General features: G+C 62.3%; 24 protein-coding genes. 12 read left to right on the forward strand and 12 right to left on the reverse strand.

Translation table 11 applies throughout. From position 1 onward, the window contains the following. Positions 1-17 precede the first annotated feature (17 nt). The 3 genes from ACIQH5_RS18070 to ACIQH5_RS18080 form a co-directional block, all read right to left on the reverse strand. Entirely contained in the window at positions 18-749 is a 732-nt protein-coding gene (locus tag ACIQH5_RS18070; protein WP_400406020.1) for an HAD family hydrolase, read from the reverse strand. Between the two features lie 8 nt (positions 750-757). Then, positions 758-1,759: a LacI family DNA-binding transcriptional regulator gene (locus tag ACIQH5_RS18075; RefSeq protein ID WP_400406022.1), complete on the reverse strand. Its 1,002-nt coding sequence runs from the start codon at positions 1,757-1,759 to the stop codon at positions 758-760. A gap of 216 nt (positions 1,760-1,975) precedes the next feature. Next, positions 1,976-2,596: an alpha/beta hydrolase gene (locus ACIQH5_RS18080; protein WP_400406024.1), complete on the reverse strand. Its 621-nt coding sequence runs from the start codon at positions 2,594-2,596 to the stop codon at positions 1,976-1,978. Between the two features lie 64 nt (positions 2,597-2,660). Between ACIQH5_RS18080 and ACIQH5_RS18085 the strand changes: the two genes are divergently transcribed. Together ACIQH5_RS18085 and ACIQH5_RS18090 are read left to right on the forward strand one after the other, a co-directional pair. Beyond that, entirely contained in the window at positions 2,661-3,110 is a 450-nt protein-coding gene (locus ACIQH5_RS18085; RefSeq protein WP_400406026.1) for a helix-turn-helix transcriptional regulator, read from the forward strand. 10 nt (positions 3,111-3,120) lie between these two features. After that, positions 3,121-3,522: a VOC family protein gene (locus ACIQH5_RS18090; protein WP_400406028.1), complete on the forward strand. Its 402-nt coding sequence runs from the start codon at positions 3,121-3,123 to the stop codon at positions 3,520-3,522. A gap of 129 nt (positions 3,523-3,651) precedes the next feature. Here the strand turns inward: ACIQH5_RS18090 and ACIQH5_RS18095 are convergent, their stop codons facing one another. The 3 genes from ACIQH5_RS18095 to ACIQH5_RS18105 all read right to left on the reverse strand — a co-directional run bounded on the left by ACIQH5_RS18095 (position 3,652) and on the right by ACIQH5_RS18105 (position 6,279). Next, positions 3,652-4,788, reverse strand: coding sequence for a glutamate--cysteine ligase (locus ACIQH5_RS18095; protein ID WP_400406030.1), 1,137 nt, complete (start codon positions 4,786-4,788; stop codon positions 3,652-3,654). A gap of 41 nt (positions 4,789-4,829) precedes the next feature. Then, positions 4,830-5,285 carry a hypothetical protein gene (locus tag ACIQH5_RS18100; protein ID WP_400406031.1) on the reverse strand — a complete coding sequence of 152 codons (456 nt, stop codon included), beginning with the start codon at positions 5,283-5,285 and terminating at the stop codon, positions 4,830-4,832. Positions 5,286-5,505: 220 nt separating this feature from the next. Next, positions 5,506-6,279, reverse strand: coding sequence for a GAF and ANTAR domain-containing protein (locus ACIQH5_RS18105; RefSeq protein ID WP_400406032.1), 774 nt, complete (start codon positions 6,277-6,279; stop codon positions 5,506-5,508). Between the two features lie 277 nt (positions 6,280-6,556). On the opposite strand from ACIQH5_RS18105, the gene ACIQH5_RS18110 reads away from it, so the two are divergent. The 5 genes from ACIQH5_RS18110 (at position 6,557) to ACIQH5_RS18130 (ending at position 11,663) form a co-directional block, all read left to right on the forward strand. Beyond that, positions 6,557-6,889, forward strand: a complete 333-nt coding sequence (locus ACIQH5_RS18110) for a hypothetical protein (protein ID WP_400406034.1) — start codon at positions 6,557-6,559, stop codon at positions 6,887-6,889. 655 nt (positions 6,890-7,544) lie between these two features. After that, complete coding sequence (locus ACIQH5_RS18115) at positions 7,545-8,336, forward strand: DeoR/GlpR family DNA-binding transcription regulator (protein ID WP_400406036.1); 792 nt, start codon at positions 7,545-7,547, stop codon at positions 8,334-8,336. Further along, positions 8,333-9,325, forward strand: a complete 993-nt coding sequence (locus tag ACIQH5_RS18120) for a 1-phosphofructokinase family hexose kinase (protein WP_400406038.1) — start codon at positions 8,333-8,335, stop codon at positions 9,323-9,325. Before ACIQH5_RS18115 ends, ACIQH5_RS18120 begins: the two co-directional genes overlap by 4 nt. Then, complete coding sequence (locus tag ACIQH5_RS18125; protein ID WP_400406040.1) at positions 9,322-11,331, forward strand: fructose-specific PTS transporter subunit EIIC; 2,010 nt, start codon at positions 9,322-9,324, stop codon at positions 11,329-11,331. Before ACIQH5_RS18120 ends, ACIQH5_RS18125 begins: the two co-directional genes overlap by 4 nt. A gap of 53 nt (positions 11,332-11,384) precedes the next feature. Next, a complete protein-coding gene (locus tag ACIQH5_RS18130; RefSeq protein ID WP_024819123.1) occupies positions 11,385-11,663 on the forward strand; it encodes an HPr family phosphocarrier protein in 279 nt (92 codons plus the stop codon). 67 nt (positions 11,664-11,730) lie between these two features. Here ACIQH5_RS18130 and ACIQH5_RS18135 read toward each other — a convergent pair whose 3' ends face one another. From ACIQH5_RS18135 to ACIQH5_RS18150, 4 genes are all read right to left on the reverse strand, one after another. Next, positions 11,731-12,318, reverse strand: a complete 588-nt coding sequence (locus ACIQH5_RS18135; RefSeq protein ID WP_400406042.1) for a TetR/AcrR family transcriptional regulator — start codon at positions 12,316-12,318, stop codon at positions 11,731-11,733. Between the two features lie 4 nt (positions 12,319-12,322). Beyond that, positions 12,323-12,880 carry a hypothetical protein gene (locus ACIQH5_RS18140; protein WP_400406044.1) on the reverse strand — a complete coding sequence of 186 codons (558 nt, stop codon included), beginning with the start codon at positions 12,878-12,880 and terminating at the stop codon, positions 12,323-12,325. A 98-nt stretch (positions 12,881-12,978) separates the two neighbouring features. After that, on the reverse strand, positions 12,979-13,938 hold the full coding sequence (locus tag ACIQH5_RS18145; protein WP_400406046.1) for a DNA topoisomerase IB: 960 nt from the start codon (positions 13,936-13,938) through the stop codon (positions 12,979-12,981). A gap of 43 nt (positions 13,939-13,981) precedes the next feature. Next, entirely contained in the window at positions 13,982-14,461 is a 480-nt protein-coding gene (locus tag ACIQH5_RS18150) for a Dps family protein (protein WP_024819119.1), read from the reverse strand. A 312-nt stretch (positions 14,462-14,773) separates the two neighbouring features. On the opposite strand from ACIQH5_RS18150, the gene ACIQH5_RS18155 reads away from it, so the two are divergent. Further along, complete coding sequence (locus ACIQH5_RS18155) at positions 14,774-14,944, forward strand: DUF4175 domain-containing protein (protein WP_146116672.1); 171 nt, start codon at positions 14,774-14,776, stop codon at positions 14,942-14,944. A gap of 107 nt (positions 14,945-15,051) precedes the next feature. Here ACIQH5_RS18155 and ACIQH5_RS18160 read toward each other — a convergent pair whose 3' ends face one another. Continuing rightward, positions 15,052-15,291, reverse strand: a complete 240-nt coding sequence (locus ACIQH5_RS18160; protein ID WP_400406048.1) for a hypothetical protein — start codon at positions 15,289-15,291, stop codon at positions 15,052-15,054. A 111-nt stretch (positions 15,292-15,402) separates the two neighbouring features. Between ACIQH5_RS18160 and ACIQH5_RS18165 the strand changes: the two genes are divergently transcribed. From ACIQH5_RS18165 to ACIQH5_RS18175, 3 genes are read left to right on the forward strand one after another with little or no spacing between them, the layout of a single operon-like run. Further along, on the forward strand, positions 15,403-15,915 hold the full coding sequence (locus ACIQH5_RS18165) for a DUF6328 family protein (RefSeq protein WP_400406050.1): 513 nt from the start codon (positions 15,403-15,405) through the stop codon (positions 15,913-15,915). A 51-nt stretch (positions 15,916-15,966) separates the two neighbouring features. After that, entirely contained in the window at positions 15,967-16,629 is a 663-nt protein-coding gene (locus ACIQH5_RS18170; RefSeq protein WP_400406052.1) for a DUF6766 family protein, read from the forward strand. Positions 16,630-16,670: 41 nt separating this feature from the next. After that, positions 16,671-16,937: a Rho termination factor N-terminal domain-containing protein gene (locus ACIQH5_RS18175; protein ID WP_400406054.1), complete on the forward strand. Its 267-nt coding sequence runs from the start codon at positions 16,671-16,673 to the stop codon at positions 16,935-16,937. Between the two features lie 64 nt (positions 16,938-17,001). Here the strand turns inward: ACIQH5_RS18175 and ACIQH5_RS18180 are convergent, their stop codons facing one another. Further along, on the reverse strand, positions 17,002-17,868 hold the full coding sequence (locus ACIQH5_RS18180; RefSeq protein ID WP_400406056.1) for a Ku protein: 867 nt from the start codon (positions 17,866-17,868) through the stop codon (positions 17,002-17,004). Positions 17,869-17,906: 38 nt separating this feature from the next. Between ACIQH5_RS18180 and ACIQH5_RS18185 the strand changes: the two genes are divergently transcribed. Further along, the gene (locus tag ACIQH5_RS18185) at positions 17,907-20,468 is read left to right on the forward strand and encodes an ATP-dependent DNA ligase (RefSeq protein WP_400406058.1); all 2,562 of its coding nucleotides are present in this window, start codon (positions 17,907-17,909) and stop codon (positions 20,466-20,468) included. Positions 20,469-20,539: the final 71 nt, after the last annotated feature.

Genomic DNA, 20,539 nt, shown 5'->3' on the forward strand with positions numbered 1-20,539 from the left:
CCTTTGAAAAAGTAGGGTTAGAGAAGATCGTTGAGGTCGTCGACCACCAGCGTGGCGCCGGCGTCCAGCAGGGTTTGGCGGCCTGCTCCGCGGTCCACGCCGATCACGGCGTAAAAGTTGGCACCCGCCCCGGCCTGGACGCCGGACACTGCATCTTCAACCACGATGCATTCCTCCACAGGCACCTCCAACAGCCCCGCTGCGTATACATACGTGGCCGGGTCCGGCTTACCGGGAAGCCCGACGCCGGCAGCCACCTGGCCATCGACCACCACCTCGAAGTGGTGGTCAAGTCCGGCCGCTTTCAGTACCGCGGGTGCGTTGCGGGATGAGGACACCACCGCCACTTTCAATCCCCGCTCTACGGCCGCATTGATGAACTTGACCGAGCCCTCGTACGGCTCAACACCACGGGAGTTCACAATCTCATTGAAGATGGCGTTTTTCCGGTTGCCCAACCCTTGCACGGTCTGGTTGTCCGGGTGGTCATGGACCGGGCCCTCGGGCAGGGTGATGCCGCGCGAAGCCAGGAAATCACGGACGCCATCGAAGCGCGGCTTCCCGTCGATGTGATCGAAGTAGTCGCTCTCCTGGTAGCCCTGGGAGTGGCCGGCCTCGGACAGGTAGCCATCGAACAGTTCCTGCCACGCATGCTCATGCACCACGGCTGTGGGCGTCAGCACGCCGTCGAGGTCGAACAACAGCGCCGAAGCGCCAGTCCAGGCAGTACGAAGATCAGTCATGTGCATAGTTCCGTTCAGCGCTTGTGGCGCGTGGTTTTGCGTTCGATGAGCTTGGTATCGAGCAGGTGGTTGGAGGGTTGATGGGGGGATTCAGTATTCAGCAGTCGTTCACACAGCAGGTTCGCTGCAAAGGCACCTTGGTCGGCAACGGGTTGCGCCACGGTGCTCAGGCCAAGGAACCAGCTCATGGGGTGATCGTCCATACCGATCACGGACACGTTCTTGGGCGCGGAAAGGCCATGTTCACGCAGCGCCATCAGGGCACCGAACGCGGCCTCGTCACAGTGGGCGAACACTGCCGTGGGCTTCCCGCCGCGGGTCATGAGTTCGGTCATTGCCCGCTTGCCGTCGTCAATGCCTGGCCCGGCTCCCACCACAAGGTCCGGGTGGACGGTGAGGTGATGGTCATCCAGCGCACGCTTGAAGCCACGGAACCGTGGAGTCTCAGTCACAACGGAGTGTTCATTGCTCGAAAGAACGGCCAAGTTCCAATGGCCCAGCCCCAGCAGGTGTTGGGTGGCCTGCCAGGCCGCGTGTTCGTCATCGATACCTACATTGTCCCACGGAACATTTCGCATGCCCACGCTGGCCACAGCCAAGCCGCAGGCGTCCAACGCTTCCACTTCCTGGGGTGTGAGGTCAATGTTGAGAATGAGCAGCCCGTCCACTCTTTGGGTCAGGTTTTCGAGGTCTGCAAAGAACCGCTGCCGCACGCTGGTCTTGTTTCGCAGGCTGATCAGGACTGTGTCGTAGCCGCTGTCACCGAAGACTTCCTCCGCTGCTTCCACGGCTTGGGCGAAGAACCAAGCCGTGGCCGTGGGCGCGACGATAGCCACCGATCCTGTGCTGCCGCCGGCCAGCCTGGATGCTGCGGCGGAGGCTTTGTAACCGAGTTTGCTGGCGGCTTCGGCCACCTGTCGCTGTGCTTTTTCAGAAACATTGGGGAGGTTCCTGAGCGCCCGCGACACCGTGCAAATGGACAATCCGGAGAGAACGGCTACGTCCTGGATTGTCACTCTGTGAGTCCTAACCATGCAACACGGCCTCAACCCTTTCCATCCTCGCCTGACGCCTTGGCGTGGGTCCCGGGTGGGGACACCAGCCAAAAGTGTAAGCGCTTACAATTTCGTCATTCAATAGAGTGTCGTCGAATGCGATTTTGTGACGCGAATCTCACCAAGGGGTTGCTTCCGGCGCCTGGATGCCTTCTAATCCGGGGCTAGGCCCGTTGTTTAGGAGCCGAGGACGTAGTACTTCAGGAAGGCACTGACGTCCACCAGCTCGGGCGGCTCAATCCGGTGACCCATCCCCGGATATGTCCGCGCCGTCAGGGCGACGTTGGCGTTCAACCATTCTTCGGTGTGGGCAATGGCGTCTTCGTTGATCACGGGATCGGCCTTGTCCCGCCCCCAGAAGAAAGGCGGCGGAGCGTCAAATGACTCGCTCAGGGCAAGGAGATCGTTGTCCAGCACGAATCCGGACAAGCCCACGGTTGCCTTGAACGCGTGAGGCCGCAAACGGAGCAGAGTGCTGGCCATGGCCATGCCCTGCGAATAGCCCAGCAAGCTGACGCTGCTGTGGTTGTCCTTGACGGAGTTGATCCAGTTGAACACCGAGTTGGTGGAAGCAATGACATCCGCGAAGTCGTTGGTCAGGAAGTAGTCCAACAGAAACCAGCCGTAATCGTCGCCGATGACTTTGGGGCCGCGCAGTGCGGCGCAGCTGAACTCACCGGGAAGGTGCGGGAAGAGATTCACCATGCGTTGCTCGCTGGTGCCATAACCGTGCATCATCACCAGCAACGGTGTGCCCTTGCGCTGGTTTTCGGGCTTTGACCACACCACTGATTCCATGGGGACGAGCCTAGTAGACGGTGCTGTCCCTAGTAGACGGTGCTGTCCCTAGTAGACTGTGCCCATGACTCCGCAGGAACTGGCCAATCTGGCCCATCTGCGGCGCGCCCGCGACTTCATCGATCGCGAGTATGCGCGTCCCTTGGATGTTCCCACCATGGCCGCAGGCGCACTGATGTCCCCGGCGCATTTTTCCCGGCAATTCAAGGCAGCCTACGGAGAATCACCCTACAACTACCTCATGACCCGGCGGATCGAACGGGCCATGGCCCTGCTCCGGGCGGGTACCAGCGTGACGGACGCCTGCATGGAGGTGGGCTGTACATCACTGGGCTCGTTCAGTGCGCGCTTCACGGAAATCGTGGGCATCAACCCCAGCGAATACCGCGCGCGGGAGCACCACGCCGTCAAGGCCATGCCCAGCTGCATCGCGAAGCAGCACACCCGGCCGGAAAGAAACGGCAACAACAACCTGAGCAGGATTGAAGAAGCGCCCAACGCACAGCTGCAATAGCGTGTGATTCATGAACATTTCACTGAAATACGCACACGTCACTGTCAACGATGTCGACGAGTCACTGGCCTTCTACCGGGACGCCCTGGGGTTTGAGGTCCGGAACGATGTCGGCTCCGACGGCCAGCGCTGGGTCACCATCGGAAGCGGTGCACAGCCCGATCTTGAACTGGTCCTGTCCCCTCCGCATGCCGGCCGCTCCCAGGCCGACGGCGACGCCATCCAGGAACTCCTGACCAAGGGCGTCATGCCCATGCTCGTGTTCACCACGGACGATCTGGACGCCACCTTCGAGAAGCTCCGCGCGTCAGGTGCCGAAGTGCTCCAGGAGCCTATCGACCAGCCGTGGGGCCCCCGCGACTGCGCTTTCCGTGACCCCTCCGGCAACATGATCCGCATCAACCAAGGCTGACAAGGCACCTCACCGCGCCGAACGTCTGCTTTCAAAGCACGACGCCGGAAGGTCGCCTTTCACTCCCAAGGTGACCCTCCGGCGTCGTACTTCTGTTCCAGTTGATGGGGCGTCAGAGACGCCATGGTGTCAGAGAGCAATAAGGTCAGTGTTTGAGAGCTCGCCGTCCTGATGCGTGGAGGTGATGGCTGTTGTCACGACGTCGGACAACCGGAGCCTTCGTCCATACGCTAGTCGTTGCAGCCGCTCGCCTGTTCCCCGTCGCAGGATATTGGCCACGCCGGTCCGTGCGAGCGCGAGATCCCCGGAGTCCGTGAGGGCCCGGCGGACGTGCCGAAGCAAGGCACCCGCCACATCAGCAGCAATGTAGGGTGCCTGCTCCACTGGGTGGAGGAGTTGGTTGTTCACGCCGAAACGGCTGGCCTTCCAGTTGGCCATGCGGATGATCGGGGTCAAAGTGCTCGACGGCGGTTCACCCTTGCGCCATTCGCGCGCCGACGTTTCCACCAGCGCCCGGGCGATGACCGCTATGGTGAGGGCGTCCTCTGCGTAGAGGCAGACGTCGGCAATACGCAGTTCCACGGTGGGGTGGCCCCTGGATAGCCGCGCATCGAAGTAGATCATGCCCTCATCCAGTGGAACGCCGGTTCCCAACAGCTCCTCCAACACTGCCCGGTAGCCGTCCTCCGAGCCGAAGACGTCCATGGGACCCGCCGTGGGCCATCTGTTCCAGATTTGGGTCCGGTAACTGGCGAACCCGGTATCGGCGCCCATCCAGAACGGAGAGTTGGCACTCAACGCCAGGAGGACCGGCAGCCAGTGGCGCATCCGATCCAGGACTGCGACGCCTTCCTCGGGCGAATCGATGGAAACGTGGACATGGAAGCCGCACGTGAGCTGTTCCCGGGAAATCAGGCCGAATTCCTGGCCCATGGCGGCATAGCGTTGATTGCCCGCGGTGGGCGTGGCGTGGAAGACCGGCGGAGTAGCCAGGGCTGCCACCCGCGCTCCTACAGTCCGGGCCGCGGAATCGGCCAACGCCCGACCGGCGCGGATCTCGGCCCTCAGCTCTTGCGCAGTCCGGCACGGCTGCGAGTTGACCTCGATCTGCTCCTGCTTGAACTCCGACTTCAATGACGGTTCAGTCGGGTTGGAGTCCTGCCCTTCGGGAAAGGCCACATCCAGGATGTCGGCTGCCAATGCCAAAGGCATGCCGTCCACCGGATCGGCAATCAGCAATTCCTCCTCGACGCCAATCGTGCGCATAGCCACCCTCCCACCGATGAGTTATTTAGAAACGGCGGTCATCAAACGTGGCGGGGAACCTCCATTTGGAAACCGCAGCGGCAGTGGAGCACCTGCGTCTGCAGGTACACCTCAAGGAGGCTGGGACTATCCGGATCATCAGTGGTCCGGGGTGCCTCGATGACACGTTCCGTGGGGCGCCCCAAGGTCATGGGATCGCCACAGTGGGTGCAGCTGAACCAAAGTCCGGCCGCGGAAGTGGAAAGAAATTCGCTCTGGATGGCCGGTACCAAGGCCTCCAAGCGGACTGCGTGGGCGTAAAACGTATCGCATTCGCTACAGGTGTAGCTGACATCAACGATCTCCGACTGATGCGGCGCTGCTTCAACAACCGTCTCGACAAAAATGTAGGAATCAGTATTGCAAACGGTGCACCAAGGGCGTTCTCCGGTATCCACTGTTGCAGGTGCCCGCACGTTTGCAGGCTCCGGGGCGGGAATCGGGGATCCAAGCGTCATTGCCATTCTCCTTTTGCTCCTTCAAGGAGCCTGCATGGAGGCACGCTGCGAGCCGGCCGAAAGGGGCCACGGCTAAAAAGGTGCAGTCCTTGGACCATCTCGGATGGCTCCAACTCATGAGGCTCCAAGGGCTATCTGCTTAACCCAAGTATGAATGTAGTTCACTAGTGGCAGCCGTCACAAGTGATGGGATTGCTGCCGCTCCTCACGAGCGCGTGCCTTAGGCGTCGAAGTGTGCCACGGGAGCTTGCTTCGCCACGCTCTTGACCAAGGACTCCGCGACGTCCCGCAACTTCTGGTTCCGGGTGCTCGATGCCTTCTTGAGGATCTGGAATGCTTCCTCCTGGGTACAGCGGTTTTGGCCCATGATGATTCCGCTGGCCAAGTCGATCACCGTGCGTGTCTGCATGGCCTCCTGAAGATCCTCTGCATGCTGCTGCTTCACTCCGATGCGCACAGCCAGGCGCAGCGAGCGCTCGGCCTGGCTGGCGTAGAGCTCGCAATTCCGAATGGTCGCTTCGTCAAAAGCGTGGGCTTGCGGGGCGAAGAAGTTCAGGGCCGCAGTGGCTCCTTCGTCCAATTCCAAGGGCACACAAAGCGCTGAAAGGTGTCCCCTCTCGGCAATAACGGTGCAGTACTCGGACCACCGTTCTTCCACGGACGTGTCAGGAACATGCTGGGTCCCATGGCTGCGCATGGCCTCCAGGCACGGACCATCCCCGTACGCCTGCTGGACCTCATCGATCAGCCTGGCCTCGTGCGTGCTTCCCGCCACCGTGGCGGTGCGCCGGCGACGACTAAGAGTGATGCCGCAGAGCACATCCATGCCAACGGCCTGCGACACTGCGGAAGCCGAAAAAACCGCGAGCTCATGCAGGAAACCGCCCACATCGTCGCTATCTATCACCAGGTCCTGCAGCTGCTCAGGCACCGAAACATCGTCGGGCGCAGAGACAGCATCAGGCGCCGCAAAATCAACGTTCATTTCGTCCATGCCTCATTTTACGGTCGCCCGGCCCCAACTCGTCACCCGATCGGCAACGGAAACAGAATCCTTGCATATGGCGTGCACCTATGTGCACAATCGACTCAGAGTCCACCCCAACAGGACCCAGGCTTTCCAGCTCATGCAGACGGGCGTCCCGCATTTTTTGATGCAGAGGTACAGACCCATGCCGGCCCAGCCAGCGTCCAGAGTCCCGGACGAAGCACATCAACCACCTGATGAACCGCTGTGGTGCTCACAATGCAATACGGACCAACACCTCCTGGTGAACTCCATTCAGTCGCATTACCCGCCTGCACCCAACATGGTGGAAGTTACCTACGAGTGCCACGTTTGCAGGTACTCCTACGAACACGTCACCTCCGTGCGACGAGTGGCCGCGGTCCTGAACCGCCCGGGCGCTCCTCAAGGCGTGCTGCAGTTTGGCGGACAGTACTTGCATTGCGGTGAACCGATGAAGACTAAAAGCTGCGAACTCCGCAGGATCCAGGCGCCCTTGGTACTGACCCCCGGAGCCCAGCGGCGCCTGTACGAAGTACTGATCAACACGCGCATTCTCGGGTGCCATTGTGGCTTCCGCATGGAAATCCCCGATTGAGGTTGGGGCCACCATGAGAAACGAGCTCACCAACAATTCTGGAGTTACCGGGAGGGACAGCATGCACACAGAATCACCAAGAAAAGAGCCGTCGACCACGGACGGAAAACCGGGGCAAGCGCGCAAGCGCATCCTTCCCGATCCCCCGGACCCGGACAATCTACCCATCGACTATCCGGGCTCGGGGTGGGATTCCAGCAGGTTCTCCGCCACTAGTCCCGGAAGTCCCCGGCCGCAACATCCTACTCAGCGGCGGAGGGCCTGATCATGAGCGAATTTCCACCGGACCGCTCTCATCCCGACCCCACCCGCGAACCGGGTCCCACACCGGAGCCAGTTCCCTTGCCCGAGCCAGGTCCCCCGCCCATTCCGGAGCCGACCCCAACCCGGCCGACACCAGGGCCTGGACCCGGAGAGCCGCCAGCGCCTCTGACGTAGTCGTCAGGGTCCGAACGAGGGCGTGCCGCGCTACAGGGAGCGTGGCACGCCCCTTTTTTGTGCGCTTGGGACCGCGCCTCCACATTGAATCTGTGTTTATGTTGTTTTCTCTTGACTAACCAACATAAACACAGATAGAGTCAAGCAATTCCACATCGTTGTGACAGCAGTCACTGATGTGGCTGCACCGCTAAGCAGCTTGACCAATGGAGGGTAAGTGTTCGCCGAAGAGCGCCAGCAACTGATCTCCGCACTCGTCGCAGAGCGCGGACGGGTGAGTGTTACAGACCTCGCCGACCGTTTCAGCATCACCACTGAGACCATCCGCCGCGACCTCGCAGCCCTTGAAGGCTCCGGCAACCTGAGGCGCGTACACGGCGGCGCCGTTCCCTCGGACCGCTTCAGCACCCGCGAAGAGAGCATCCTCGAACGCGCCATCCAGCGTCAGGTGGAAAAACACCGCATCGCCAAGGCAGCACTCGCCCTGATCCCCCAACTCACCACCGGGAGCATTCTCCTGGACGCTGGATCCACCACGGAAACCCTCGCGGACCTGCTGGCCCAGCAGACGCCCTCGGCCACTGGAAATGATGAACTCGTGGTCATCACGCACGCCATTCCCATCGCCGGCAAGCTGTCCTCCACGCAAGGGATAGCACTCCAGATCCTTGGCGGCCGCGTCCGCGGACTGACCCAGGCCGCCGTCGGGCAGTCCACCGTGGAGGCGGCGTACAAACTTCGCCCGGACATCGCCTTCGTCGGAGCCAACGGCATCCACGCAACGTTCGGGCTCAGCACCCCAGATCCAGAGGAAGCCGCGGTCAAAGCGGCCTTCGTCACCTCAGCCCGCCGCGTAGTGGCCCTTGCCGACTCTTCCAAGCTGGACGCCGAAACCCTGGTCCAGTTCGCCAACCTGAAGGATGTTGACACCTTGATCACAGACGGCGAACCGTCCGCGGAACTCGCAGCAGCCTTGGCCGAGGCCGGCGTCGACGTGGTGATCGCATGATCGTCACCTTGACCGCCAACCCCAGCCTGGACCGCACCGTTGAGCTTTCCGCTGCTTTGGCCCGCGGTGAAGTGCAGCGCGCCGTGGCTGTCCACCAGGAATCCGGCGGAAAGGGCGTCAATGTTTCCCGGGCACTCGTGGCCTCCGGCCTCGACACCCTGGCCGTCCTTCCGGGCGCCGACTCGGCCCCTGTCCTTTCAGGACTGCACGACGGCGGTGTACCGTTCGCGGCTCTGCCAATCGGTCAGGCGCTGCGCAGCAACGTCACGCTCACCGAACCCGATGGCGTCACCACCAAGATCAACGAACCCGGCCCGGAGCTGAGCGGTGAACAGCAGGAAGCCCTGATCGGGCTGCTGCTGGAACGCTCCCGTGGCGCCAGCTGGGTGGTTCTCGCCGGATCGCTCCCACCAGGAGTGCCCGCGGATTTCTACGCCACCATCGCTCGTCGACTCCGGTCGAGCGCGAACGGAACGGCCACCCCAAGCATCGCCATTGACTCCTCCGGGGCGCCGCTCGCGGCCGCTTTGGTGGGCGATGCCGCAGGGAAGCCGGACCTCCTCAAGCCGAACGCGGAAGAACTCGCAGAACTTGCTGCCGCCGCCGGTTTCACCAACGTCTCCACTGCTGACGAACTGGAAGCGGATCCGGCCAAAGCCGCTGAAGCCGCAGCCGCCGTCGTCGCCAGCGGTGTAGGCGCCGTTCTAGCAACACTCGGGTCCAAAGGAGCAGTCCTGGTGACGGCGGACGGAGCATGGCTTGCCACGCATCCGCCCATCAAAGCCGTCAGCACGGTGGGCGCCGGGGACTCTTCACTGGCCGGATACTTGCTGGCCGCAACCCAAGGTGGCTCCGCGCAGGACTGCCTTCGTCAAGCCGTGGCACATGGTGCCGCTGCTGCTTCGCTGCCGGGCTCCACTGTCCCGGCAGTCCACCAGACAACCCCCGATGCCGTAACCATCACGGCCCTCCAGAAGGACTCACAGTGACCCAGCTGATCACAACCCAATTGGTCACCCTCGACCAAAACCTGGGCGACTCCCCTGCCGACGTCATCCGCGTCCTGGCCGGCAAAGTTGCCGCCTCCGGCCGTGCTTCCGAGATTGAAGGGCTCTTTACCGACGCCTTCGCCCGTGAGCAGAAGACCGCAACCGGCGTCCCCGGTGGCATCGCCATCCCGCACTGCCGCTCCGCTGCAGTCCAGGAACCTGCCCTCGCCATGGCCCGGCTGTCCCACAAGGTGGACTTCGGAGCCAAGGACGGTCCCGCTGACCTCATCTTCTTCATCGCAGCCCCGGACGGAGCGGACCAGGAACACCTGAAGCTGCTCTCCAAGCTGGCCCGTTCGCTGATCAAAAAGGACTTCACGGCAGCACTGCGTGCGGCGTCTTCCCCTGAAGAGATCGTTGAACTGGTTGATGGCGCCTTGGCCGACAAACCGGCCGCTGCTCCCGCTTCTGCTGCGGCCCACGCAGCAGGCACGACGACGACTGCCGCACCAAAGCGCATCGTCGCTGTGACCGCTTGCCCCACCGGCATTGCGCACACGTACATGGCTGCCGACTCGCTGGTGGCCGCCGCCAAGGAAATGGGTGTTGACCTCCAGGTGGAGACCCAAGGTTCCTCCGGCGCAAAGCCTCTGGACCCCGCGGTGATCGCAGCCGCGGACGCCGTGATCTTCGCAGTCGACGTCGATGTCCGTGGCAAGGAGCGCTTCGCCGGCAAGCCGGTCATCAACGCACCGGTCAAGCGTGGCATCGACGAGCCGGAGAAAATGGTCCGGGAAGCCCTTGCGGCTGCCGAGGACCCGCACGCACGCCGTGTGCCGCACTCCGGCGCTGAAGAGCAGGCCGAGCGCGCGGAAGAGGAGAAGGGCGAGCACATCGGCCAGAAGCTGAAGCGTGCCCTCCTCACCGGCGTCTCCTACATGATCCCGTTCGTGGCTGGCGGCGGTCTGCTGATTGCCCTTGGATTCCTGCTGGGCGGCTACGAAATCACTGAGGTTGCGGACAAGGTGGTGTTGGAGAACAACTTCGGCAACTTGCCTGAAGGCGGGCTCGCCATTTACCTCGGTGCGGTCCTGTTCAAGATCGGCGCCCTGTCCATGGGCTTCCTCGTTCCGGCACTTGCCGGCTACATCGCCTACGCCATCGCCGACCGGCCGGGCATTGCCCCCGGCTTCGTTGCCGGTGCAGTATCAGGCTTCATGGGTGCCGGGTTCCTCGGCGGCATTGTTGGCGGTCTTCTGGCCGGCTACATCGCGCATCTGATCGGGACGTGGCAGGTACCCCGCTGGCTCCGCGGCTTGATGCCGGTTGTGATCATCCCGCTGCTGGCCTCCATCGTCGCTTCGGGCCTGATGTTCCTGGTCCTGGGCGGTCCCATCGCCGGCCTCACCGTGGCTCTGAACAACTGGCTCACGGGCATGAGCGGTGCCTCCGCCGTAGTCCTCGGCATCATTCTTGGCCTCATGATGTGCTTCGACCTCGGCGGCCCGGTCAACAAGGTTGCCTACGCCTTCGCTGTGGCTGGCCTGAGCGCCGGCAGCGCTGACAACCAGGCACCGTGGCTCATCATGGGCACCGTCATGGCCGCGGGCATGGTTCCGCCGCTGGCCATGGCCCTCGCAACGGTCCTGAACAAGAAGCTCTTCAGCCTCGCAGAGCGCGAAAACGGCAAGGCCGCCTGGTTGCTGGGCGCCTCCTTCATCTCAGAAGGCGCCATCCCCTTCGCCGCAGCCGACCCGCTGCGCGTCATCCCGGCCAGCATGGTGGGCGGCGCACTGACAGGCGCCCTCTGCATGGCTACCGGGGTCACCTCCCAGGCTCCCCACGGCGGTCTCTTCGTCTTCTTCGCCATTGGCAACCTGCCAATGTTCATCATCGCCATCGTCGCCGGAATGGTGGTCAGCGCGCTGGCCGTCATCGCCCTGAAGCGCTTTGCAGTCAAGAAGCCGGTCGAAGCCGAAGCCACCCCGGCCACCGTCAGCGTCTAGACTTCCCACAAAGCCACCTCACTAACCGCCACCCTTCATAAAAAGGAGCACCAATGCCAGAACGTACAGCAACCATTGCAAGCCGTGTGGGCCTCCACGCCCGCCCGGCCGCCATCTTCGCGGAGGCAGCCGGAGACCTGGACATCGACGTCACCATCGCACGTCAGGGCGAGCCCGCCGACGATGCCATGGACGCCGCCAGCATCCTGTCCCTCATGAGCCTGGGCGCCTCCCACGGCGACGTCGTGGTGCTCCGCGCCGAAGGTGAAGGCGCAGACGCCGCGCTGGACAGCCTGGTAAAGATCCTCGAAACGGACCACGACGCCGAGTAGGAAACCACTCAGCGGACACGGAAAGAGCCTGGCGATACCCGCATGCGGGTATCGCCAGGCTCTTTCTTTAGGGTTCGGCGAGCTCGTCGAGGTGGCGTGCGAGCATGCTGAGCATGGGACCAGCCGCCTTCAGTTCTCCACTCCATAACCCGTTCATCGCGATCCCATCAAGGAGCGCGCGTAGCCGCTGTGCCTCATACTCGGGATCGCGGCCCTGGTGGAACTGACCCGCTTCCGTCAGGATCTGGATAGCGGCTTGGCATGCGCGGGCGACGCCGTCGCTCAGCCGGACCGCAGCAGGACGCAGCTCGCTGTCGGTGAGGGAAAGCACGCCGAGCTGGACTTGCGCCACCAGTTCCAGGCGCCGTTCTTTGTCGAGAGGTAGCAACTGCAACAGCAACTCATCAACCAGAGCTCGCCCGGTGACCTCGAGTGCCGTCACCCTGGCGATGACGCGATTCTCAATGAGCTGCAGGCAGTACTCCCTGAGGGCATGCTGCGTGGCGAACGCACGCCGCAGCGAGGCCGCGGCGATGCCGGCTTCCGCTGCGACCCCCCGCACGGACAGGCCAGACAATCCATCACGTTCGAGGACTCGTAGGGAAGCTTCAGCAATTGCTGCGGTACGTGCCTCTGCGTCGATTCTGCGTGGCATGGTCTCAGCGTGAAGGAGAAGCAGCCGGCAGTGCCCGGGCGGGCTTCTTCGGCCAGATCGTGTAGCTCACAGCCCACAGGAAATCGATGGCGAAGATGAGGCCCAGAATACGAAAGAACTCGGACAGGGCAGCGGTTCGTTCTGCGTCGTCCACGAGAAGGATGATCGCTCCCAGCGTCGCCGCCGCGATCACCACCGCCAACGCGGTGAGAAGTACATCCCGCCAGCACTTGACCGTGTAACGGGTTCCTGTGAGTCGTTCAGGCGCGGGTCCGCCGGCGAACCTGTGCTGAAAATGCGCGTCGGCCCAGGACACCATGCGTTTTCCGTAAGCGATTGAGACGCCAATGTAGATTGCCGCCAATCCGTGGTGCCACGAGGCCGTACCCCCGCCCAGCAGATCCACAGCGACCAAGGCAAGCAGAACAGCATCGATCACCGGAGCAAGGAGCAGGAGAGCTCCACCAAGGCGGGGGTGCCGCAGCACATACCGAGCTGTGAGGCCAGCGAGAATCGCTACCCAGAACGCAACTTCGCACACCACGATTGCGAACAGAATCATCGAAAGCTCCTCAAGCCGTGTGCCGACGAAGCCACGGCCCGCCGTTTTGTTAGTACGAGTGTACTCAAAAAAACGACAAGATCGCCCGAAGGGCTGGCCTAGACCTTCGGCCCGCCATTCAGGTAAGCCGCAATCGATGCCTCGGTGGGCTTCACGTCCTTGAGCTCTTCTGACAGGTAGCCCTCGATGATCCGGGGGTCCACGTAGGAGGAGCGGGCCACCGAAGGGGTGTTACCCAACAGTTCCGAAGTCTCCTTGATGGCCCGCACAATCGCTTGGCGGGGCGTTCCCTTGTGGCCGGATTTGATCAGGCTGAGCGCCGCCGCGGCCGTCCCCTTCCACGTCCGGAAATCCTTGGACGTGTACGCCTCTCCGGCGATTCCACGCAGGTACTCGTTGATCATGGACGCATCGACGGACACCCATGTTCCGTTGGCTTGGTACGCCAGCAGGCGTTCCTTGCCCGGACGCTCAGCCAACGGTTCCAGGAACGCTGCCAGCGCGGGATCGTGGATGGACATATCCCAGAGCTGGCCGCTCTTGCCGGGGAACTTCAGGAAGACATCCGGCCCGTCCACCCTCGCGTGGCGGCAGCGGAGCGTGGTGAGCCCGTAGGAGCCGTTCTGCTTCATGTAAATCTCCGAGCCAACGCGCAGGGCACCCAGGTCCATGAACCGCACTGCAGCAGCAAGGGTCTGTTGCCGGGGGTCGGCGCCGTCTTGCAGATGGACGGTCACGTTGCGGCGAACCGCTGGCAGGACAGATCCCAATTTGGCAGCGCGGATGAACTTCTCGGTGTCCTTTCGCTCCCGCCAGCCCGGGTGGTAGATGTATTGGCTCCGTCCGGCAGCATCCACACCCGTGGCGAGAATGTGCCCATGCTCGAAGGGGCTGATCCACACATCGGTCCACGCAGGCGGGATCGCCAGCGCATTAATGCGCTGGCGATCCTCTTTGCTGACCAAGCTTCCGTCCGGGTGGCGGTAGCTGAATCCCTTCCCTACCTTGCGTCGGATGATGCCTGGCTTGGAGAGGTCACTCCGTTTCAACCTGGGCACGGTCTATCCGCCCTGTTCGCAAGCAGCCGGGTCCGGGTGCCGTCTAGGCTTCGTCCGGGTCCGTCACGGCAGCGCCGGCGTTCATGATTTCCGCGTTGATCATCCACACCAGCTGCTCCAGGCGGGAGATGAAGGCGTGCAGCAGGTCCGCCGTCGTGGGGTCTTCCTCGTCCACTTCGTCATGAACGTCGCGCATGGTCTGGACGGCGCGTTCCACGCGGTCGGTGACCAGCTTGACGGCGTTCTTGGTGTTCACCAGGCCGGCGGGGAATTCCTCCAGGCGCGTACCCTTGGCGATGGTCGCACTGCGGCCGTCAGGAAGGGCGTGGAGCGCCCGCATACGCTCGGCAGTATCGTCCGCAAACTCGCGTGTGGCCACCACGAGCTCGTCCAACTGCAGGTGAAGGTCCCGGAAGTTCGGTCCCACGATGTTCCAGTGGGCCTGCTTCCCCTGGAGCTGTAGCTCGATAAGGTCTGTCAGGACGATCTGAAGGTTGTCTGCAAGTTGCTGTGACGCTTTCATGTGTTCCTCTCTTGGACATTCATCTGAGCGAAAATCCGTGCCGGCGAAAAAGCTCCGACACCGCCCCATCATCAAATGACGACTTCCATAAGCCTTTCATAAGGGTGCTTAGTAGTACAATGAGGAGTGTTGCTGTTCACGACTGGCGAACTCCCGCCGCCTCGGCGAAGGCCTGTACTTTGCAGCGACAAAGGCACCTGGGGCCATAAAAGGCCCCGAGTACCGGCATAACTAAATCGAAGTAAGTAGGAATGCATAGTTGGGAATCCTCGACAATCGTCAAAGGTGCCCCCGGAAAGGAATGTGCTGACCATGAATACGCTTCTGATCATTGCTGGTGTAGTAGCAATTGTTCTCCTTATTGTGGGTGGCTTCACCCAGGCCCTCAACTGGTTGCTCTGGGTGGGCGTCATCCTGCTCGTTGTCGCAGCCATCGGCTGGTTGCTGAGCTTCATGTCAGGTCGCAGAGGCCACACGGTATAAAGCAGTCGGCCCTGCTCCACCCGGACCCATCGGCAGGCAAAGCACTTACAGGCCGGGAGGGCTGTTCCCGCTATTGAACGTGCGGCGTGAACAGCCCTCCCGCATCATCAGTTGCCGTCCGTGCCCCCTCCTGTGGCCGAGGGTGGTGGGGCCGCATCCGGATTCCGGGGCGTGGGAAACTCGTCAGCCGGGGCTTCAGGTACTCCCTGGGCGTCAGGTATTGCCGGAGCTGGCCGTTCCGGCGTCTCGCGTTCATCACCCTGACCAGGCATTTCCTGTTCTGGCGTGGGCGTTCCGTAACCGCCGGGCTCGTGGTCCGGGTCCACCCGATGTTCGTCCTGGCTCATTTCTTCCTCCTGGAAATCCGTTGAGGCCCCGGTCAGACGCCGGGGAATGCTGACAGTCCGACCGTAGTCCGGCGCAACGCCGGCGTCCACCAAATCCGCGGAGGTGCATGAATGGTAGAGCCGGAGCAGGCCCCCAGATTCGGCAGGAACGAGTCCACCGAGGAACGCATGGACCGTAACTGGATGGAACTGATCCAGGAATTGCGGGTGCTCCAGACCGGCGTCCAGATTCTGGGCGGCTTCCTGCTCACGCTGCCCTTCCATGATCGCTTCGGAGAGTTGGACGACTGGCAACGGAGCCTCTACCTCTTCAACGTGATGGTGGCGGCCCTGACCACCGTCCTGATTGTGCTCCCCGTCAGTGTGCACCGCAGACTCTTCAGACGAGGACTTAAAAATGTGCTCGTCTCCAGCGCAGACACCATCACCAAGTGGGCGTTGGCCGGAGTGACCATCCTGATTACCGGCTCGGCATCGCTGGTCTTCGATGTCACTGCAGGCAGGACCGCCGGATTGGTGGCGGGCGGTTTCATCGTCCTGGTGCTGCTGGTTTTGGTGGTCGGAATGCCGGTCTGGCTGCAGCGGCAAGGAATGCGCAGCAACGGCGATCCCAAGGAAGAATGAGCGATGCTGCGCCCCAACAAAGCCCATGAGGACTCGGTGAAAAGAGGGCCGATGGCTCAGTGGATAAAGAACCACGGGCTGTTGCTGGCGAATTTGGGTTTGTTCGTCATGTTCTTCGGCGGAATGATCATCTCCGGGGCAGCAAGCTACAGCGAGGAGCAGCAAAGCCACGGCGGACCACCCATCGGCATCCCGGAGTACCTCGCCACAGGACATTTCGTGGAAGCCGTCTTCGAGAATTGGGAGTCGGAATTCCTGCAAATGGCCATGTACGTGGTCCTCACGGTTTTCCTGTTCCAAAGGGGTTCATCCGAGTCCAAGACCATGGATAAGGACTCTCCGCAAGATGAAGATCCGCGCGACGCCAAGAAGACCAGCAAGACCCCGTGGCCGGTCAGGCGCGGCGGGTGGGTCCTGAAGGTTTACGAGCACTCACTCTCTGGACTGTTGGGCCTGTTGTTCCTGGCGTCCTTCGCCATGCACGCCATTGGTGGAACGGCCGCCTACAACGAAGAGCAGCTGAGCCATGGCCTTCCCGAGGTCTCCACCTGGGAATACATGGCTTCCAGTCAGTTCTGGTTTGAGTCCTTCCAGAACTGGCAAAGCGAATTCCTGGCCGTAGCCGTCTTGGTAGGAGCTTCTGTATACCTCCGTGAGCGTGGTTCACCGGAGTCCAAACCCGTCGCGGAGCCACACTACGAAACCGGGGCCTAGTAGAGGTAGAGACCCGTCGAAAGAGGGAAAGGAAACACATCATGCCGGGAAAGAAGAATTCCAGTTTGAAGGACCCAAAGCTCTATGAAGAGCTTCGCGATGATGGCGCTTCCAAGGAGAAGGCCGCACGTATCTCCAACGCCGCCGCAGCCAAGGGCCGCAAAGAAGTAGGCAGCAAGGGAGGGAAGTCAGGAGATTACGACGATTGGACCGTGGACAAATTGAAGGCCCGCGCCAAGGAACTAGGGCTCAAAGGCTACTCAGATAAGAAGAAATCCGAACTGATCTCCATGTTGCGGAATCACTAAAACCAAACAAAAGCGGCGGCCGCCCACATGACGGCCGCCGCTTTTATGGAATTACGACGCCGGTTCACGCCTTTTTCTTGGCCCGCGCCTTCGGTTTGCTGGCCGTTTTGCTGGCGGCAGCGTCGTCGTCGTCCGCTTTTTCCTTGCCGCGTTTCTTGTCCAGGCTGCGCTTCAGCGCTTCCATGAGGTCGATGACGTCGCCGCCTTCGCCCTCCCCTTCCACCACACCAAAGGTGGCCTCGGTGTCCAGGGCCTCACCCTTCTCCAGCTTGGCCTCGATCAACGTCTTCAGTTGGGCTTGGTAATCATCGGTGTAGGAATCGGGGTCAAAGTCGTGCGCCATGGACTCCACCAGGGCGGATGACATTTCCAGTTCTTTGTCCGAGATTTTGATATCCGTCTCCAGGGACGGGAACTTGGCCTCGCGGACCTCATCCCCCCACAGGAGCGCCTGGAGCAACAACACGTCCTCACGGACGCGGAGCGCCCCCAGCCGGGTCTTCTGCCGCAGCGCGTACTGGACGATCGCGATCCTGTCCGTGTCCTCAAGCGTCTGCCGCAGCAACATATAGGCCTTGGGCGACTTGGAATCCGGTTCCAGGAAATAGCTGCGCTCGTACATGATGGGGTCCAACTGCTCGGCGGGGATAAACTCCACCACCTCGATTTCGCGGCTGTTCTCCTCAGGCAATGACTTCAATTCAGCCGCAGTAAGGACCACGGTGCGGCCCTCTTCCTCGTAGGCCTTATCAATATCCTCATAAGCCACAACTTCGCTGCAAATTTCGCATTTCCGCTGGTACCGGATTCGGCCGCCGTCCTTATTGTGGACTTGGTGCAGGCCAATATCGTGATCCTCTGTGGCGCTATAGAGCTTCACTGGTACGTTGACCAGACCGAACGCGATGGATCCCTTCCAAATGGCCCTCATGCACCCAGTCAACAGCACAACACAGCAGAGGAGAAGAGGTGGCAGGCAAGCAACAAGAGCGCGTGAACGTGGAAGGCCACGAGCTCACGCTCACCAACCTGGGCAAAATCATCTACCCGGAAACCGGAACCACCAAGGCCGAAGTGCTGGAATACTACGCCGCGGTGGCACCGTTCCTCATCCCCGCCGCTGCCAACCGTCCTGTCACCCGCAAGCGCTGGGTCAACGGAGTGGGCACCGCCGAACACCCCGGGCAGGTCTTCTTCCAGAAAAACCTTGAGGACTCCGCGCCCAAATGGATTCCCCGCGCCGCCATCCAGCATTCGGACCACGCCAATGTGTATCCCATGGTCAACAACCTGGCCACGCTCACCTGGATGGCGCAGATCGCGTCCTTGGAAATCCACGTTCCGCAGTGGCAGGTGGACGCCTCCGGGAAGCCGCTCAGGCCCGATCGGTTTGTGCTGGACCTCGATCCAGGCCCCGGCGCTGGCCTGTCCGAGTGTGTGGAAGTAGCCAAGCTGGCCCGGTCCATCCTTAAGGACATGGGCATGGAGCCGGTCCCTGTCACCAGCGGCAGCAAGGGTATCCACCTCTACACAGGCCTCGACGGAACACTGAAGTCCGAGCAAGTGTCCGCTTTCGCTCACGAGCTCGCGCGTGCCCTGGAATCCGACCACCCTGAGTTGGTGGTCAGTGACATGAAGAAGTCCCTCCGCCACGGCAAGGTGCTGGTTGACTGGAGCCAGAACAGCGGGAACAAGACCACCATCGTCCCGTATTCGCTGCGCGGAAAGGCCCACCCTACGGTCGCCGCGCCCCGCACCTGGCGGGAGCTCTCCTCCCCCTCGTTGGAGCACCTCGACTTTCTTTCCGTGATGAAACGGGTCAAGACAGGCAAAGACCACTTCGCGCCGATTTCCGAACGGCACCTGCCGCCGCACGGGGAGGATGAGAAGGACGACGGCGGTCCTGGCGCGGGCGGTACGGGCACCGGCAGTACGGGCACCGCCCGTGAGCGGGTGGTGACAGTCGAGAACCGTCTCGCCAAGTACGTCGGGATGCGCGATCCGGACAAAACCCCGGAGCCGTTCCCGTCGTCGTCGGCTGTTTCCGGTGGCGCGGCCGACCGCTCGTCCTCAGACCAGCCTCAGCCGGGCGAGCCGCCGCCACCCGGCGGCATTTTCGTCATCCAGGAGCACCACGCCCGCCGCTACCACCTGGACTTCCGGCTGGAGCATGAAGGCGTCCTGGTCTCCTGGGCGCTCCCCCGCGGCGTTCCTGAAACGACGGAGCGGAACAACCTGGCCGTTCACACCGAAGACCACCCCATGGACTACGCCACCTTTGCCGGCGTCATTCCCAAGGGCGAGTACGGCGCAGGGACGGTCAGCATCTGGGACCGCGGCGAATACACCTGCGAGAAATGGCGCGATGGCAAGGAAGTGATCGCGACCCTCACGGGCGAGCCTGGCGGCGGGCTTGGTGGCACCAAACGCTTCGCGCTCATCAACACGGGACAGAACTGGCTGATCCACCTGATGAAGGAACAGCCGGGCGGGCGTCGGGGTGGCCCAGCTGCGGCACCCCAGAATGCGGCACCCACGTCCACACCGGATTCGGCACAGCCGCAGCCCATGCCCAACTACACCCCCATGCTCGCCACCTCCGGCACTACAGCAGAACTCCGCGGCGACGATTGGCTGTTTGAGCTGAAATGGGACGGAATCCGGGCGATCATCACCGGCACGGAGGGCAGGATCCGCCTGATGAGCCGCAACGGGAACGACCTCACGGCCACCTATCCGGAGTTGACCGACCGCGCGCGCTGGCCTGAGGGCGACTTCGTGGCGGATGGCGAAATCGTGGCGCTCGGTAAGGGGTCCAGGCCTGATTTCGGGCGGTTGCAGCTCCGCATGAACCTGGTCAAGACCGCTGACATCGAACGTGCCCGGGCATCGGTTCCGGTGCAGCTCATGGTCTTCGATCTTCTGTACGACGACGGCACGGACCTGAGTGGGCTGCCGTTCCGCGAACGCCGCGAGAGGCTGTCCGGGTTTGCAAGGCGTTGGGGCAAAGACGGACCGGTGCATCTCTCTGCAGTCCTGGACCACGACGTGGAAGACCTCATGACCAGCGCAGCCGAGCTTGGTCTGGAGGGCGTCATGGCCAAGAAGGCAGACAGCCGTTATGTGATCGGCCGTCGCAGCAGGTCCTGGATCAAGCTCAAACTGGAGCAAAGCCAGGAAGTGGTGGTGGGCGGTTGGCGGCCCGGGGCTGGGGCCCGGAGCGGGACTTTCGGTGCGTTGCTGTTGGGCATCCCCGACGGCGACAAGCTGCACTACGTGGGCCGGGTTGGCACCGGCTTCAAGGACTGGCAACTGCGGGACATTATGGAGCATCTTGAGCCACGGGTGGTGGGCGGGTCGCCTTTCGCGGACATTCCCCGGGAGGATGCGGCGGGTGCCACGTGGGTGAGCCCGGACCTGGTGGCCGAGGTGACTTTCGGTGAATGGACAGGCCCGGGGCGGTTACGGCATCCCGTGTGGCGTGGCTGGCGTCCGGACAAGTCCCCTGACGACGTAAGCCAGCCCAACTGAGTAGCAGATCGAGTCGTTCTGAGCGCTCAAAACGACCTGTACTGCTACTCAGTTGGGCTGGCTACGCGGGT

This window comes from Paenarthrobacter sp. NPDC091711, from assembly GCF_044756605.1.
In the GTDB taxonomy this organism is placed as follows: domain Bacteria; phylum Actinomycetota; class Actinomycetes; order Actinomycetales; family Micrococcaceae; genus Arthrobacter.